Source organism: Capnocytophaga sp. oral taxon 323 (assembly GCF_001278825.1).
GTDB lineage: Bacteria > Bacteroidota > Bacteroidia > Flavobacteriales > Flavobacteriaceae > Capnocytophaga > Capnocytophaga ochracea.
This window is the reverse complement of record NZ_CP012589.1, coordinates 340,492-357,508: the sequence shown is the minus strand read 5'-3', so window position 1 is coordinate 357,508 and position 17,017 is coordinate 340,492. Positions and strand designations below refer to the sequence as shown.

Below are 17,017 nucleotides of genomic sequence, written 5' to 3'. Positions count from 1 at the left end.
ATGAGACATTTAAAACAATTTTTAGCTTTAGCACTTACTTTAGTGCTCTTAAACGCTTGTAAGAAGGATGATGATAATATCAATACCATCGTTACTACACGCAATCTTACCCTTCAGCTACAAAATCCTGATAAGGTAACCAATGTTCAGTATGGTACGCTCACCCTTACTCTTACAGAACTCAACAAGAATGAGAAAATAGAACGTATTTTTACTAATCTTTCTCAAAATGAATTAACCCTTCCTCTTTTGATGGGGAGCTATGAACTGCGCATTGCCACCACTGCTACTTATACCCTTGATGGCAAGACCGTAGCAGGTGAACTCAGTGCTTTCGTTAGCAAAATAGATGTGCTTAGCGATAGCTCTTTTAAAATACCTTTATCTATTAAAGCTAAAGGTAATGACTTTATTATAGAAGAAATCTTTTTTGTTGGCACTTTAACTCCTGAAGGAAAACAATACTTTGGTGACCAGTATATCAAACTTTATAACAATACCGATAAAGTGCTTTACGCCGATGGTTTGGTATTAGCAGATTCTAAGTTTTTAACGGTAACCAAAAGAGATTACACCCCAGATATAATGAAAGAAGCCTTTGCAGTAGAAGGTATGGTGCAAATACCTGGTACAGGCACTCAATATCCCGTGCAACCAGGTGCTTCTATTGTTATTGCTGAACAAGGAATTAACCATAAAGAAAACAATCCTAATTCTTTAGATTTGAGCAAAGCTAACTTTGAGAATTATTATCCTCCAAGAGTAAAAGATATAGATAGCCCTACTGTTACCAATAACATCAATTTGTATGGTATTCTCATATTCAATAATCGAGGTAATAGAAGCTATGTGATAGCGCGTTTCCCAGAAGGTACTGCTACTTCTACGCTTAGATATGACTATGAATATGAAGTTAATGTTAAAGGCAAAATAGTTAAAAAGACAGGAAGTACGTTGAAAATTCCTAATGAGTGGATAGTAGATGCCGTAAATCTAAGTACTGAAAAAGGTTTCGAATGGTTGGTGACCGATACTTCTTTGGATTCAGGCTATACTTATGTGACTAAAGATGAGGAAGACAAAACTCGTTATGGCAAATCTGTACGCCGTAAGGTTCTTTCTGAAAACAATGGTAAGCCTATCTTTAAAGATACTAACAACTCTACTGAAGATTTCGAAATCCTCACTACACCTACACTTAAAAAGTGAAAAGTGAAGAGTGAAATATTGCTTTTGCAGATTTAACTTTGCCAAAGTTAAACTTTGGCAAAGTTTGTAGCATTTTTTATTGACAAATCAATGAATTAGAATTGACACATCGTCCACTCAACATATTATTTTTATTTTTTCTCTGCGAGATGATTGCTTGGGGGCAAGATACCATCGATACCCTTCTGCTGAAACTGAAAGAGCAACAAAGTGTTCAACGCATTTATAAAGCTTACTTTCAGAATCCGGCAGCAATGACAGATTGGGGAAAATATCGCTTTTCGTCGGTGCAAACAACTTACGAGGGAAGCGATAAGCAGGCGTATGCCCAACAGTATCCTGAAGGTCATACTGCTTTCTCAGTAAAGGCGAGCTCTTATTTTCCTTATGACAGTACGCGTACGCTTTGGGGTGATGCGTCGTATATAAATCGAACCCTAAAGCACATTCGCTGGAACGAGTCGTTAGATAGTGAGTTGCTGTATCCTTACTTCACTGCTGATGCCATAGGAGGAGATTTGCACAGCGAACAATACGTCTTTACGGGTGGTTTTGCCAAACAATGGCAACGCCTGCATTGGGGTATCTCTTTGAATTACCAAGCTGAATTAGCAAGTAGGGATAAAGACCCGCGTCCTAAGGATATTACTTCGCAATTGCAATTGCAATCGGGTTTTATGTGGAAGGTAATGCTGTGGAAGATGGGTGTTTATGGCACTTTTGTGAAATATACCCAATCAAACGAACTGAGGTTCTTTAACGAATTAGGGGTGCCTACAGTGTATCACCTCAATGGCTTGGGGTATTACAACCATTTGCTAAAAGACAATAAACTAAGGGCTTTTTACGAAGGTTATGGTTATGGTGGAGGAATGGCTATCAGCAGGGCGGACGAGTTTTTTCTCACGGGTGATTATCATCAACTAACGATTGAGAAGTATATGACTGATGACAATGGGATTGTTGCAGTAACCCTGACCAATAGGGTACTCAATACAGAACTTACCAAATTGTTTCGTCGTGCTCACTATCACTACGGATTCAAATTAGAATATTATCAGCAAAGTAAAAAGGGCGTAGAGCCTATCCTCTCGGGACGCAATAACAATTGGACGGAGGTTATTGCGAAGAACAAAAACTATACCCTTAAATGCGAGCAATATCAGTTAGGTGTGCTTTTTGGTTTCGACAATGCTGTGCAGTATCGTATAATGCCTTATGTGAGTTATGAAACTTATCGTGAGGATTATACTTTAGTGAGAAGTTTTCAACATTTTGATTATCTGAATGTTGGAATGACGATAAGTGTTGTGGCACCCTTAGGGGAGAAGAGTATAGGGGTAACAGGCGTGCAGTATCAGTATCGGAAAGTATTACACGAGAATTATCTATTGCGCAATGACCGCAATGAAGCTGAGCTCAGCACAATGCTTTTGCACAATGCCCGCTTTCTTGCCTTGGATAGACAGCGTTTTGAGGTGAGTTTGCAATACCATCACAAACTTTCGCCTTCATTAAGCTATTTTGTAGGGTTTAACAGTGAAATAGGAGTATTTACGAGTCAAAAAGTGAATACTTTTCATCAATTTAGTGTAGGGCTTACTTTCTGAGTTTGATATAAGGGGGAGTACTATGCGAGCAGTGGGTTATTAATGAGGAAATTAGAAAATGAGGAAATGTGGGAATTAGTTGGAGAATTTCGGAGAGACTCAGAGAAGGGGTTTAGACTTCGGAGGAAAACGAAAAATATCAGAAGTGGACTGAGAGGGATTTTGAAGGAAAAAGGGTATTAGGAGGGTGTGGTTAGCTTATAGAGAGCTTATAGGAAGCTTATACGAATCTTGGACGATTGGTATAGAAAGGGTGTATAAATAGTTGATTCATAATATGATACAATAGCGCTAAAAATGTTAAAAATGGGGTTTCGAGGCGAAAGAAAAGAAAATTAATGACGAGTGAAAAATGAGGAATGTCAAGGATAATGGGAGAGTGTAATTGGTGCAACAAAGAGATAAACAAAAAGGTAAAGCGAAGTATGTTTTGGCTCATAAAATAAAAAAACATATCAAGATACTTGCAATTACGATTAATATTCGTACCTTTGCACCCTGAAAAGTTAGAAGTTTTTATACCTTAATACACTTACTGATAAAAATGTTTAGTGAAACCACCCCTAATTCAAAAATCTTTGCTTGCTCTAAAAGCATAGAGCTGGCTGAGAAAATTGCGCAAAAATACGGTACTCAGCTCGGTGAAGTTAAACTTTCTTATTATAGTGATGGTGAATTTCAGCCCTCTTATGAAGAATCGATTAGAGGGGCACGCGTTTTCTTAATATGCTCTACTTTCCCTAATTCGGATAACTTGATGGAGCTTTTACTAATGATAGACGCTGCCAAACGCGCTTCGGCAAGGCACATCACAGCAGTAATGCCTTACTTTGGGTGGGCTCGCCAAGATAGGAAAGATAAACCCAGAGTGCCAATAGGGGCAAAATTGGTGGCTAATCTTTTGCAAGCGGCAGGTGCTACTCGTATTATGACGATGGACTTGCACGCTGACCAAATTCAAGGATTCTTTGAGCGCCCTGTAGACCATCTTTTTGCTTCGAGCATTTTCTTGCCTTATTTACAGGGGTTGTACTTAGACAATTTGTGTATTGCTTCGCCCGATATGGGAGGCTCTAAAAGGGCTTATGCTTATTCTAAGTTCTTGAAATGTGATGTGGTGATTTGCTATAAACAGCGCAAACAAGCCAATGTGATTGAAACAATGGAGCTCATAGGTGAAGTAGAAGGTAAAAACGTAGTATTGGTAGACGATATGGTAGACACGGCAGGTACTTTGGTGAAAGCTGCCCAACTGATGAAGGACAGAGGAGCTATAAGTGTAAGAGCAGTAGCTACTCACCCTATACTGAGCGGAAACGCATATGAGCGCATAGAGAATTCGGCTTTAGAAGAGCTTATCGTGACTGATTCGATTCCACTAAAGCAGCCTTCGAGCAAAATAAAAGTACTGAGTTGTGCTGATCTTTTCGCTGATGTAATGCATCGCGTACACCACAACGAGCCTATCAGTTCTAAATTTATAATGTAGCAAGGTGAAAGGTTAAAAGTAAAAGGTAAGAATTGATGTTTAATTCTAACAAAACCTAACACCTAAGAACAAGTAACTTAATAATTATTTATAAATAAATGAAATCAATTACAATCAAAGGATCTCAAAGAGAAAGCGTGGGCAAAGCTGCGAGCAAAGCCTTACGTAATGCTGGACAGGTTCCTTGCGTACTATACGGGGGAGACAATGTTCTGCATTTTTCAGCACCTGAATTAGCATTCAAAAACATCGTGTACACTCCTAACGTATACACCGCTGCGATTGAATTGAATGGTAAAACCTATAACGCCATTCTACAAGACATTCAGTTTGACCCTGTATCTGATAAAATTATCCACATCGATTTTTATCAGCTTCAAAAAGACAAAGAAATTACTATTGAAGTGCCAATTCAAATTGAGGGAACTTCACCAGGTATTATGGCTGGGGGTACTTTGCGTATTGTGAACCGCAAACTGAAAGTAAAAGCTCTTCCTGACAATTTACCTGATTTTGTTCCTGTAGATATTTCGGGCTTAGAAATGGGTAACAAGCTATACGTTACTAAATTAGCACAAGATAAATACAAGATTATGCACCCAGATAATACTGTGGTTTGCCAGGTAAGAGTATCTCGTGCTGCAATGAAAGCCGCACAAGATGCTGCAAAAGCTGAAAAAGCTGCCACTAAGAAATAACTCTTAACAAATAGACTTTCTATAAAGAAGCCATAACAAACAATTGTTTGTTATGGCTTTTATATTGCAGTTTAGCAAGTTCTCTTTTTCTCATAGCATTCATTTATTTACTTTTTCTAAAAGTAATACCATAAAATTTATTATCCCAAAACAATTCTGTTTTCTTTTCAGCTACAGAAAGAGGAATACATTGTTCTATGGTGTTCAAATCGACTGTTTTGCCTTCAAAATAAGATTTGGAGAAGACACTTTTCTTGTATTGGGTCTCCACAAAGTCAGCTGTTTCATCAGCAATAAGCAATTTGCTTCCCTCTTTAGCCACTCTAAGCATTTCACTCATTGCACGAGTTTTGTCGTTAAAAAAGTTAATGCCTCCATTGTGAAAAACAATATCAAAAGTATTATCGGCAAAAGGTAATTCCTCGGCGGGGCATTGCACGAGTGTAAGGTTTGTTTTCTTTTGCCACTCCTTTTTGCATTTTTTAAGCATTCCCATTGAGATATCTGCTCCTACAAGGTCTATCGTTTTCAAATCAATTCCTTGTGGCAGGTAATGCAAGTCAGCTCCTGTACCTATGGAAACATAAAGTACCGAAATATTGTTTTTCCATTCCAAACGGCTCATCAACTCGGTACGTAGATGGTCAATAGCGTGTCCATACTTGAGTCTTCCTATCCATTTCTCTCCAAAATCATAGAAAAAAGACATCCAATCGTACATTTTCATATACTTTTGGTTATCTCCACTAATGAAATAGTCATTCATATAGCACAAAATACCATTTTCTTGTTTCAAATCTTCTACTTTTATATCAGATTTTAGCTTTTGAGATATATCTGTCATCATACTTAATTATTTAAATGAGTTTTATAATCCGTATTTTTTCCAGCCTCCGTCACGCCATTGGCACTCGTCAATCTTCCAAATACCGTCTTTTCGGATAATCAGGAAGCGATACTGAAAGTTTAACTCGTCTTGGGTATAAATATATATCTTATTCTTGGTAAGAGTTTCACTATCTATAATTTGATGATTGCCATAGGTACCACCTTTTGTCATAGAAAAGCTAATCCACTCAGGACGATAGCCTATGCGGCGTTTGTCGGTGCAATATTTTTTAAAAATCGCTTTACATTTTTCTTCTATCAAAAGGTCATCCACTTCTGTTTCATCATTTTTTGTAGCGAATTCTTCCCACTGGGTCATCGCCGAGAAAAAGTTTAAGAGCAATTGTTTCACTACTTGCAAATCATCAGCATTGGTAGTAGTAGGTTTCTTCTTTCCCGCCGTGCGTTGGGCTTGCTCAAAGGTTTTTATTTGTTCCTCGGTGAAAAACTTATCAAGATAGAACTTTATTCTGCTATAATGCGCCACAGCCATTAGCCCCTCGAAAGTAATGTGGGTACGGCGCAATGAAATAGACTTCAGGCGAGGCACTTGCAAAACAATTTTCAAGGTTTCATCGGTTACGGGGCAACCGTCCAACGAAATGTGGTCAACAGGTTTCGAGGTAAAGTATTTGAAGCCTTCGCCTGTGAGTTGCTTATTGTCTTCTAAGAAAAGGAGTTTTAGTTTGGGCAAAGTAGCCAAGTATTTGAGGGCTTCATCGGTAATATCAGTATTGATAAAACCCATATTTACTAAGGATTTTACTTGTACTATCTGCTCTACCATCGCATCGGTGAGAGCAACATCTTTATAATGATGCCCTTTGCAGAAGCGCTCTTCGGTTACTTCTTTTAAAGCGGCTTCTAAGGTAATAGGGTGTTTGTAAGCTGCCATAGTAATGTGATTGTTATGAGTGCAAAAGTAGACAAAATAGCATTTAAAAACAAAAAAATATGAATAGTTTCTTGCTAATACTTAATTATTTGCTATCTTTGCGGGCGTGATGAATATGAAGATATTAGAAACACCTTATGGAATATGCCATTTGAGCGTTGTTCCCGTACGTTTAGAGCCCTTTGAGGGGGCTGAGATGATTACGCAATTACTCTTCGGAGAGTTGTTGCAAGTAATTGATAAAGAAGAGCATTGGAGCTATGTACGCTTGCTGTTCGACAATATTGAAGGCTGGGTGGCTAACAGTCAGTTTACAGAAATTTCGGATAAGGACTACAAAAAATCTCTAAAAAAGAAAGAAAAATACGCTCACCGATGGCTTACAAAACTCCGTTTGAAAACCGGAGACAACCTCTTTCTGCACATACCCAAAGGTGCTACCTTTTCTCACAATCATCTATTACAAACTTCACAATCTACCCAAAGAATACCTCATCAAGGCATTATTCCCACTGCTTTGGAATATTTAAACGTACCTTTCTTAACAGGAGGCAAAACTCCCTTTGGGATAGATGCCGCCGGACTGGTGCAAATGGTTTTCAAACTCAACGGCATACACCTACCTCGTACGGCTAAAAAACAGGCTACTTGTGGTGTTTCTCTTAGTTTTATAGAAGAATGCCAAGCAGGTGATTTAGCTTTTTTCGACGACGAAGAAGGCAATATCATTCACGTGGGCATTCTCTTAGGCGACAACAGGATTATTCACTCTTTTGGCAAAGTGCGCATCGACCGGTTAGATCATATCGGTATTTTTAATAGTGAACTGCGCAATTACACTCACCAACTACGACTCTTGCGAAGAATCTCAACGACTGAAAAGTAGTATAAATTCAAGATTCCTATATCTTAGGTTTGTTTATCGTTCATCTGTTCGTGCAGCTCGAACCATTTTTCGTTCGTCTTTTCTTTATCTGCCCGTGCGGCTCGCACCGTCTTTTGTTCGTCTTTTGTTCGTCTTTTCTTTATCTGCCCGTGCGGCTCGCTCCGTCTTTTGTTCGTTCATTGTTTATCTGCCTGTCGTGCTACTACTACTTTGTGTGTTTTAACAGAAGAAATAAAATATTTAATTTATAATAGTCAATTATGAAAATAGCTTTACTCGGATATGGCAAAATGGGTAAAACCATTGAACAAATAGCCATCGCTCACGGACACGAAATCGTGTTAAAAATAGATAATGCCGAAACTTTTTACGACATTACAATAGCCGATGTGGCTATAGAATTCAGCACCCCCAGCAGTGCCTTTGCTAATATTAGCAACTGTCTCACACACAAAGTACCCGTGATTGCAGGTACTACCGGTTGGTTAGCCCAATACAACGAGGCAGTAGCTTTGTGCCAAAAGCACCAAACCGCTTTTCTCTACGCCTCTAATTTCAGTATAGGGGTAAATGTATTTTTCGCACTGAACAAAACCTTAGCCAAACTGATGGCTAAACTCAAAGACTATGAGGTAGCTATCGAAGAAATTCACCACACTCAAAAGCTCGATGCTCCCAGCGGTACTGCGATTACTTTGGCAGAAAGTATTATCGCTGAAACTGATAAAACAGGTTGGCATTTAAACACAGCTACCGAGAACGAAATCCCTATCGTAGCCAAGCGCATAGATAGTGTCCCAGGCACTCATATCATCACCTATACCAGTGAGGTAGACACCATAGAAATCAAGCATACTGCTCACAATCGCAAAGGCTTTGCTCTCGGTGCCGTTATGGCAGCCGAATGGATTGTAGGTAAGCAAGGAGTATTTACGATGAACGATGTACTCAACCTTCATTAAGCGTATTTTTTAATCAAAAAACTACTTATCTTAAAAAAAGGCATTATCTTTGCACTCTAATAACTCATAATTTTTAACATAGAACTCTTAACTAAAAGAATGTATAAAATTATCTTTTCTGATATCGATGGCACTCTATTAAGTGGTTCGCGAACCCTTACGCAGAACACCATTCACGAAGTAAAACAACTGAAAGACAAAATACCTTTCATTTTAGTATCTTCACGTATGCCTGAGCAAATGTATCACATACAAAAAGACTTAGGCATCGCAGGTTTACCACTTATCGCTTATAATGGCGGATTAGTGCTCAATGGCGAAAAGGTGCTACACTCTACTACTATCCCCTACTCTATTCTCGAAAAAGTAGTCGCCCTCAACGAACAAGAGTTCAATGCTCAGATACACATTAGCTTTTATTATAACGACGAGTGGTATGTACCCGCCAACGATGAATGGGCACAACGTGAAGAAACAATCACCAAAGTAACTCCTACCGTGCGACCCAATCGCGAAGTACTCACTCAGTGGAAGCAAGCAGGACACGGCGCTCACAAGCTAATGTTAATGGGAGAAGAAACTCTTATAGAGCGAATGTTCAAGCTACTAAACGAGAGATATACAGAGGTAATGCAAATCTATCGCGGGAGAGAAACTTATATAGAACTATCAGATATCAGTATTTCTAAACTCACAGGAGTGAAAATAGTATCACACGAGATATATCACTTACCTTTGAGCGAAGCAATAGCTTTTGGCGATAACTATAACGATTTGGAGATGCTCAAAGACGTAGGTTGTGGTGTAGCAGTTGCTAATGCTCGCGACGAAGTAAAAGCTGTAGCCAAATACATAACGCTTCACCACTCCAAAGATGGTGTGGCAACATTCTTAAAACAGTTAAGAGAACAAAAAGTAATGAACCTTTAAACGTTAATCATTCATCATTATGATATATTTATATATTTTAATCATTGCACAGCTCATCAATGGGCTATTCTTTTGGAAAGGATATGAAAAAGCAGGTTACAAAGCGTGGCAAGCCTTTGTTCCCTTTTACAATACCGTTATTTTCTTACGTATTATCTCTCGCCCTTGGTGGTGGGTATTCCTGCTGTATTTGCCTGTAATAGGTAATATTATGGTAATTGTGATGACTTACGAATGGTTACACGTATTTAACTATCGCAAGAAGCGTTACACCTTGCTATCAATAATTACTTTGGGACTTTTTGCTGCCTACATAACCTATTTACCTTCTACACACTACGTAGGTAAAGATGTAGAAGCCATCAAAAAGAATGTTTCCTCTTGGGTGAGTGCTACTATCTTTGCGGTAGTAGCAGCTTCGGCTATTCACACCTACTTTATACAGCCTTATATGATACCTACTTCTTCTTTAGAAAAAACCCTCTTGGTAGGCGATTTTCTTTTTGTAAGTAAGTTTCACTACGGAGTGCGTGTACCTATGACTCCACTATCATTGCCTATGGTACACGATTCAATTCCTATAATAGGCACAAGATCGTATATCAAAACGCCTCAGTTACCTTATTTGCGTTTACCTGCTTTGCAGAAAGTACAGCGCAATGATATTACGGTATTCAACTGGCCTACTGATACGGTAAGGTACTTCCGAGACAATTCGGGTATTCACGTAGATAAGCCCATAGATAAGAAGTCTAACTATGTAAAACGCACAGTAGCTATCCCTAACGATGTATTAGAAATCAAAAACGGCGATGTATGGATAAATGGTAAAAAGGAAATCTATCCTGTACGTGCCAAGTTACAAACTTCTTATATAGTGGTTACACAACCCAATTTATTCAGTCATCCCGATGAGTTTAGAGTAGTGATGTACCAACAGTACGGTGTTACCGATCCTGCTTATCCCATCAACAACGACACTTATATTTTTACTTCCCTTACAGATGACGTAGCTAAGGCTTTGGAAGCTAACACGAGTATTGTGTCAGTTACTCGCAATATAAATAAGGCTGGGGTCTACAATCCTGCAATCTTCCCTCACAGCCCTACTTTTGCTTGGAATGAGGATAATTACGGACCTATTACCATTCCTGCCAAAGGAAAAAACGTAATACTTACTAAAGAGAATTTGCCTTTGTATAAACGCATTATTAGTGAGTATGAACACAATAAATTAGAAACAAAAGGTGATGATATTTACATTAATGGGCAGAAAGCTTCCTCTTATACCTTCCAACAAGATTACTACTGGATGATGGGAGATAACCGTCACAATTCTGAAGACAGTCGTTTTTGGGGTTTTGTGCCTGAAGATCACGTACTTGGTAAACCCGTACTCATTTGGATGAGTTTAGACAAGAATGCCTCAGGATTTAAGAAAATACGTTGGCAGCGTTTGTTCACTACCGTAAATGGTGAAGGTGAACCTGTGTCCTACCGATATATTGTATTTGGGTTACTTGGTTTGTGGCTGGTATATAGTTTGGTTAAAAAGAAAAAAGTAAAAGAATAATATGGTAGAACAAGTATTATTACACCCTACTTATTTTCCTTCTATTGCTCAATTTCACTTGATGTTGAACACACCTTGCGTTTTAGAAGTCTCTGACAACTATCAGAAACAAACCTTGCGCAATCGTACATATATTTACGGTGCCAATGGCAAACAATCCTTAAACTTACCTATTAAGCACGTAGGAGGTGATACCGGACGACAGTTGTTCAAAGATGTGAAAGTAGAGAATAATTTTCTATGGCAACGTCTGCACTGGAAAAGTTTAGAGACAGCCTATCGCACATCTCCTTATTTTGAGTATTATGAAGACGATTTGGTACGTATTTTTGAAAAGCAATACACTTACCTACTCGATGTAAATATCGACACAATTGAGACCGTTTTAGCCTGTTTGTTAGTACATATTAACTTTGACAAGACAAAAACGTATGAAGCCGAACCACAAGGAGTGAAAGACTATCGTTTTTTGAGTAGTGCTAAAAAAAAATACCCTGTAACAATGCCCTCTTATCACCAAATATTCTCAGATAAATATGGTTTTATTCCTAACTTATCTATTTTAGATTTGCTTTTCCACGAAGGACCTAATACACAAGAGTTTTTAACTAAGGTAAAAGTGTAGTGCTATAAAGTGTGTAAATAGACATCAAAAACGTGTAATTACACAAACAAAAAAGAAGGTTGCAAAAAGTAATTACTTTTTTATTATCAAAATATACTTCCTTATAATCAGTAATTTACAAAATGTAATATAAAGAAATGTTTTTTTGGCACAGAGTTTTCAATATAGTAAACAGAAGATTGCTAAAAGAAACATTGTTAAAACAAGAATTAGAAAAAACATTTTCATTAAAAACTATCAAACTTAAAACAAAATCTTATGTAAAAAACTTTATTACTGAGAAACAGTAATAGAGATTCTAAAACTGAAAAATTTTCTTCATTTTTGGAGTTAGTAGTAGTATTTATATGCATTGTGAAAAAGGCTCTCTAAGAAATTAGAGAGCTTTTTTTATATTTAGAATGCTATTGCTAACTTCTTTTTATATAAATACTCATAATAGAATATTTTTTTCTTAATTAATTTGGTACTTTAAAAAAGTCGCTGTACTTTTGTGGTTCATTTTAACACCAATTCATTTATGAAAAAATTCGTATTCTTCTTTGGGCTTTTATATGCCACAACAGTTTTTGCACAAAGCAAACCTAACATTATACTTATTGTTTCAGACGACCATTCGTATCAAACGATTGGGGCTTATAACAATGGGGCTACTAATGCAACTCCTGCAATTGATAAACTTGCTAATGAGGGGGTAAGGTTCAACAAAGCTTTTGTAACCAACTCCATTTGTGGTCCTAGTAGGGCTTGTATTCTCACGGGTAAGTATAGCCATAAGAATGGCTTTATGGACAATGAGACATCACACTATAATTCTTCACAACAACAATTTGTGAATCTCTTGCAACAAGGAGGCTACCAAACCGCTTGGGTGGGAAAATACCATTTAGGCGATGACCCCAAGGGCTTTGACTTCTTCAAAATCTTAGTAGACCAAGGTCGTTATTTTAACCCCGACTTTATCATTGAAGGTAAAAAATGTGTAAACGAGCAAGGTTATGTAAGCAATATCATTGAAGATGAAGCCGAAAAATGGCTCGATCGTCGTGACCCTAATAAACCTTTCTGCTTGGTTGTGGGGCATAAAGCGGTGCATCGTACTTGGATGCCCGATTTACCTGAATTAGGAGCTTATGAACAGGTAAACTTCCCATTGCCCGATACTTTCTTTGACGATTATGCAACTCGCAAGCCCGCAAGTTTGCAAGAAATGTCCATTGGTAAGGATATGATAATGGGCTACGATTTGAAGATGTTCAAAGATGAAAAAGAAGAAGTGCAAGATGCAAACTTCTCTCGTATGACCGCTATTCAATTAGCACATTACAACGATTTCTACAATCCTATACGTCAACAGTATTTCAGCGCAAACCTCAGTGGTAAAGAATTAGCACAATGGAAGTTCCAACGCTATATGCGTGATTATCTATCTACCGTAAGATCGATGGATAAGAACATTCAGCGTATGCTCGATTACTTAGAAAAGCACAAATTGAAAGACAATACTGTGATTATCTATATGTCCGACCAAGGTTTTTATATGGGCGAGCACGGTTGGTTTGACAAACGTTGGATGTACGAAGAATCTTTCCGTACCCCAATGATTGTCTCTTACCCTAAGCTCTTTCCTAAAGGCACAACTAACGATGATTTTGTGTTGAACATCGACTTGGCTCCTACTTTCTTAGAATTAGCTGGCTTACCTATCCCTGCTGACATACAAGGCAAATCGTTCTTACCGTTGTTTGCTAAAAAAGCCAAACCTATACGCAATCAAATATTCTATCACTACTACGAAAACGGGGAGCACGCAGTATCACCTCATTTTGGTGTTCGCACTGATCGTTATAAACTCATTCGTTACTACAAACGCGTGAATACTTGGGAGCTATTTGACCTCAAAACCGATCCTAAAGAACTCAACAACGTCTATGGCAAAAAAGAATATCTAAAAATTACTAAACAGTTAGAAGCTTTACTTTTAAAAGAAATTCGAGACAAGCAAGACGATTTGGCTGAGAAGGTATTTTTCAATAAAGAGTTTCCTGTGAAATAAATTTTATAAGGATTCAACTTTGCCAAAATTTGTAACATATTATTTGTATGAAGAATTACCTATACATTATCATATCATTTTTTCTAACTATAGTCTCTTATGCCCAACACTTGGATTCCATTTTCGAAAATCCAGCACTGCAAGAAATCAATCGAATGTCAATGCGTGCCTCCTACTTTCCGTTTGAGAATACAGCTAAAGCAAAAAATGGTACCATAGAGCAATCAGCACGTTTCCTAAATCTCAATGGCTTGTGGTCATTTCTCTGGAAGGAAGACTATCGTCAGTTGCCAAAAGACTTCTACAAAACCAATTTTAACGAAAGTCAGTGGAAGAAAATTCCTGTACCTTCTAATTGGGAAGTACAGGGATATGGCGTTCCAATTTACGTGAACGCTTCTTACGAATTCAATCAAAAGAACCCTACTCCTCCCGATATTCCTGATAGTCTCCAACAAAATGCTGGTCTGTATCGCAAAACTTTTGATTTGCCCTCTTCTTGGGAAGGAGAAAAAATATACCTACATTTAGGAGCAGTGAAATCGGCATTTAAACTGTATATAAACAGTAAGTTTGTGGGTATGGGTAAAGACAGCAAGTTGGCTTCTGAATTTGACATTACACCTTATATCACTAAGGGTAAAAACCTCATTGCAATGGAAGTACGTCGATGGACGGACGCAAGCTACCTCGAATGCCAAGATATGTGGCGCTTTTCCGGGATTTCTCGTGATTGCTACCTCTATATGCGACCTAAAGTGCATTTATACGACCTTAGTATCAGCGCTGGTTTAGATAAAAACTACACCAATGGCAAACTCACCACTTCGGTAGAAGTATGGAACGAAACTCCAAGCGATGCCTCTAAATACCAAGTGGAAGTAAGTCTGTTCGACAAAGAACAACTGCTCTACCAAGAGCAAAAAGAAACTATCGGACTCAAAAAAACCTTTGGTAAAACCGAATTGCAATTCGAAGCACAATTGCCACAAGTGAGAGCGTGGAGTGCCGAAACGCCTTATCTGTACCGTTTACAAATGGTGCTGTACGATGCTGAGGAAAAGGTGAAAGAAGTAGTAAGTCGTCCCATAGGCTTTAGAACGATTGAGATAGAAGGAGCTAACATTTTGGTAAACGGCAAACGCATACTCTTCAAAGGAGTAAACCGCCACGAAACCGACCCGCATACGGGACAGGTAGTGAGTCAAGAACAGATGGAGAACGATGTAAAGCAAATGAAAGCCCTCAACTTTAATGCTGTACGCACCTCTCATTACCCTAACGACCCTTATTTCTATGACCTTTGCGATAAATATGGGCTTTATGTAATGGACGAGGCTAATATAGAAAGCCACGGTATGCATTATGAAATGGATAAGACTATCGGCAATGACCCCGTGTGGGAATATGCTCATTTGCTACGTATGGAACGTATGGTAAAACGCGATAAAAACCACCCATCGGTTCTGTTTTGGAGTATGGGCAACGAGTCTGGTAACGGTTGGAACTTCTACAAAGGCTATCAACACATAAAAGGCTTAGACTCCTCACGCCCTATTCACTATGAATTAGCTCACTACGATTGGAATACGGATATCGAGTCACGTATGTACCGTCGTATTCCTTTCCTTATCGACTATGCGCTCAGCAATCACACTAAACCCTTCTTGCAATGTGAATACGCTCACGCAATGGGTAACAGTGTAGGTAACTTTCAAGAATATTGGGACGTGTATGAGCATTATCCTAAACTACAAGGTGGTTTTATTTGGGATTTCATCGATCAAGGGCTTTATAAAACCTTACCTAATGGCAAGAAATTAGTAACCTACGGGGGTGATTACGGTGATAAAAATACTCCCAGCGATAATAATTTTCTTATCAATGGAGTAATAGCTTCCGACAGAAGTTGGCATCCTCACGCCTATGAAGTACGTAAAGTGCAGCAAGAAATAGGCTTCCAATATCAAAATAACCAACTGATATTGCGCAATAAGCATTTTTTTAAAGATTTATCAAACTACGAAATACATTGGCAACTGCTCAAAGAGGGTGTATCTGTTCAAAGTGGTAATATTACCAACTTAATAGTATTACCACAAAGCGAGGCTACTTTTTTACTACCTCCTCTTAAAACAGACGATAAAGCAGAATATATCTTGCAATGTACCGCCCGTCTCAAACAAGACGAAGGAATTTTAAAGAAAGGTACAGAACTTGCTTTTGCCGAGTTTCCTCTCACCTCCTACACTCCTCAAAAAGCTATTGCTGATACAACACCTTTAGAGGTAGAAGAAACAACCAGTCACATTCTATTGCATAATAAGCATTATACAGCTAAAATAGATAAACAAACAGGCAAATGGGTATCGTTTCAAGTGAAGAATGAAGAACTCTTTGCTCCCGAAGGCTTAGAGGTAAATTTATGGCGGGCTGGCACTGATAACGACTTTGGGGCAGGTTTACCTAAAAAACTACAACAGCTTCAAGAGGCAGAGAAAAAAGCTGATAGTGTCCGTATATCGGTAGAGAAACTAAACTATGGTCAAGTGAAGATAACCCTACGCAAACGATTAGTAGAAGGTACAATTGATTATACTCAAGAGTTGCTTTTTGATGGCAAGCCTTCCGTAACGGTGAGCAATCACTTCAAACCTGTAAAGAACGACAAAACGCTTACTTTTAAGATAGGCAATCATCTAACACTTCTGCCTTTTCAGCGCATTCAGTGGTATGGTAGAGGGCCTTGGGAAAGTTACTGGGATAGGAAAACATCGGCTATGGTAGGCTTGTACGAAGGCACTATTGCTAGCCAGTATTACCCTTATGTGCGTCCGCAAGAGAATGGTAATAAAACTGATGTACGTTGGGCAAAGCTCAGTAAGAAAAAAGGAGTAAATATTGCCATTTATAGTACAGGTTCTCTACTAAATATAAATGCCCTGCCTTATAGTCCTGCACAGTTATTCCCTGGTATAGAAAAAGGACAAACACACGCAGGTGAACTCACCCCTGATAAGTATACTCACTTAGACATCGACTTGCAACAATTAGGTTTAGGAGGTGATAACAGCTGGGGCAACTTACCTATGGAACAATACTTACTGTATCTGTATCAGCCTTATAGCTATAGTTACAGAATAGAAGCTTTTTAATGGCATATTCTTATATAAGCAAAGCACAGACTTCTTGATAA

At 38.4% G+C, this 17,017-nt stretch carries 13 protein-coding genes; 11 read left to right on the top strand and 2 right to left on the bottom strand.

From position 1 onward, the window contains the following. The 4 genes from AM608_RS01585 (at position 1) to AM608_RS01570 (ending at position 5,006) form a co-directional block, all read left to right on the top strand. Positions 1 to 1,209 carry a DUF4876 domain-containing protein gene (locus tag AM608_RS01585; RefSeq protein WP_053580550.1) on the top strand — a complete coding sequence of 403 codons (1,209 nt, stop codon included), beginning with the start codon at positions 1 to 3 and terminating at the stop codon, positions 1,207 to 1,209. 101 nt (positions 1,210 to 1,310) lie between these two features. Next, positions 1,311 to 2,819 (top strand): DUF6850 family outer membrane beta-barrel protein, encoded by a 1,509-nt coding sequence (locus AM608_RS01580; RefSeq protein WP_253273497.1) that lies wholly within the window; start codon positions 1,311 to 1,313, stop codon positions 2,817 to 2,819. A gap of 544 nt (positions 2,820 to 3,363) precedes the next feature. Beyond that, positions 3,364 to 4,308 (top strand): ribose-phosphate pyrophosphokinase, encoded by a 945-nt coding sequence (locus AM608_RS01575; RefSeq protein WP_053580548.1) that lies wholly within the window; start codon positions 3,364 to 3,366, stop codon positions 4,306 to 4,308. Between the two features lie 98 nt (positions 4,309 to 4,406). Then, positions 4,407 to 5,006: a 50S ribosomal protein L25/general stress protein Ctc gene (locus AM608_RS01570; RefSeq protein ID WP_002671716.1), complete on the top strand. Its 600-nt coding sequence runs from the start codon at positions 4,407 to 4,409 to the stop codon at positions 5,004 to 5,006. 103 nt (positions 5,007 to 5,109) lie between these two features. On the opposite strand, the gene AM608_RS01565 is transcribed toward AM608_RS01570, so the two are convergent. Both AM608_RS01565 and AM608_RS01560 read right to left on the bottom strand, forming a co-directional pair. Further along, entirely contained in the window at positions 5,110 to 5,853 is a 744-nt protein-coding gene (locus AM608_RS01565) for a class I SAM-dependent methyltransferase (RefSeq protein ID WP_172672737.1), read from the bottom strand. A gap of 21 nt (positions 5,854 to 5,874) precedes the next feature. Next, on the bottom strand, positions 5,875 to 6,789 hold the full coding sequence (locus tag AM608_RS01560) for an NTF2 fold immunity protein (RefSeq protein WP_053580546.1): 915 nt from the start codon (positions 6,787 to 6,789) through the stop codon (positions 5,875 to 5,877). A gap of 109 nt (positions 6,790 to 6,898) precedes the next feature. On the opposite strand from AM608_RS01560, the gene AM608_RS01555 reads away from it, so the two are divergent. The 7 genes from AM608_RS01555 (at position 6,899) to AM608_RS01525 (ending at position 16,976) form a co-directional block, all read left to right on the top strand. After that, positions 6,899 to 7,675 carry a C40 family peptidase gene (locus AM608_RS01555; RefSeq protein WP_009418743.1) on the top strand — a complete coding sequence of 259 codons (777 nt, stop codon included), beginning with the start codon at positions 6,899 to 6,901 and terminating at the stop codon, positions 7,673 to 7,675. 260 nt (positions 7,676 to 7,935) lie between these two features. Then, positions 7,936 to 8,637 carry a 4-hydroxy-tetrahydrodipicolinate reductase gene (gene dapB / locus AM608_RS01550; protein ID WP_053580545.1) on the top strand — a complete coding sequence of 234 codons (702 nt, stop codon included), beginning with the start codon at positions 7,936 to 7,938 and terminating at the stop codon, positions 8,635 to 8,637. A gap of 99 nt (positions 8,638 to 8,736) precedes the next feature. Further along, a complete protein-coding gene (locus tag AM608_RS01545) occupies positions 8,737 to 9,567 on the top strand; it encodes a Cof-type HAD-IIB family hydrolase (RefSeq protein WP_053580544.1) in 831 nt (276 codons plus the stop codon). 19 nt (positions 9,568 to 9,586) lie between these two features. After that, positions 9,587 to 11,140 carry a signal peptidase I gene (lepB, locus tag AM608_RS01540; protein WP_053580543.1) on the top strand — a complete coding sequence of 518 codons (1,554 nt, stop codon included), beginning with the start codon at positions 9,587 to 9,589 and terminating at the stop codon, positions 11,138 to 11,140. Between the two features lies 1 nt (position 11,141). Then, entirely contained in the window at positions 11,142 to 11,765 is a 624-nt protein-coding gene (locus AM608_RS01535; protein WP_009411415.1) for a WbqC family protein, read from the top strand. A 520-nt stretch (positions 11,766 to 12,285) separates the two neighbouring features. Continuing rightward, positions 12,286 to 13,821 carry a sulfatase gene (locus AM608_RS01530; RefSeq protein WP_053580542.1) on the top strand — a complete coding sequence of 512 codons (1,536 nt, stop codon included), beginning with the start codon at positions 12,286 to 12,288 and terminating at the stop codon, positions 13,819 to 13,821. A 47-nt stretch (positions 13,822 to 13,868) separates the two neighbouring features. Further along, entirely contained in the window at positions 13,869 to 16,976 is a 3,108-nt protein-coding gene (locus AM608_RS01525) for a glycoside hydrolase family 2 TIM barrel-domain containing protein (RefSeq protein ID WP_053580541.1), read from the top strand. Positions 16,977 to 17,017 lie beyond the last annotated feature (41 nt).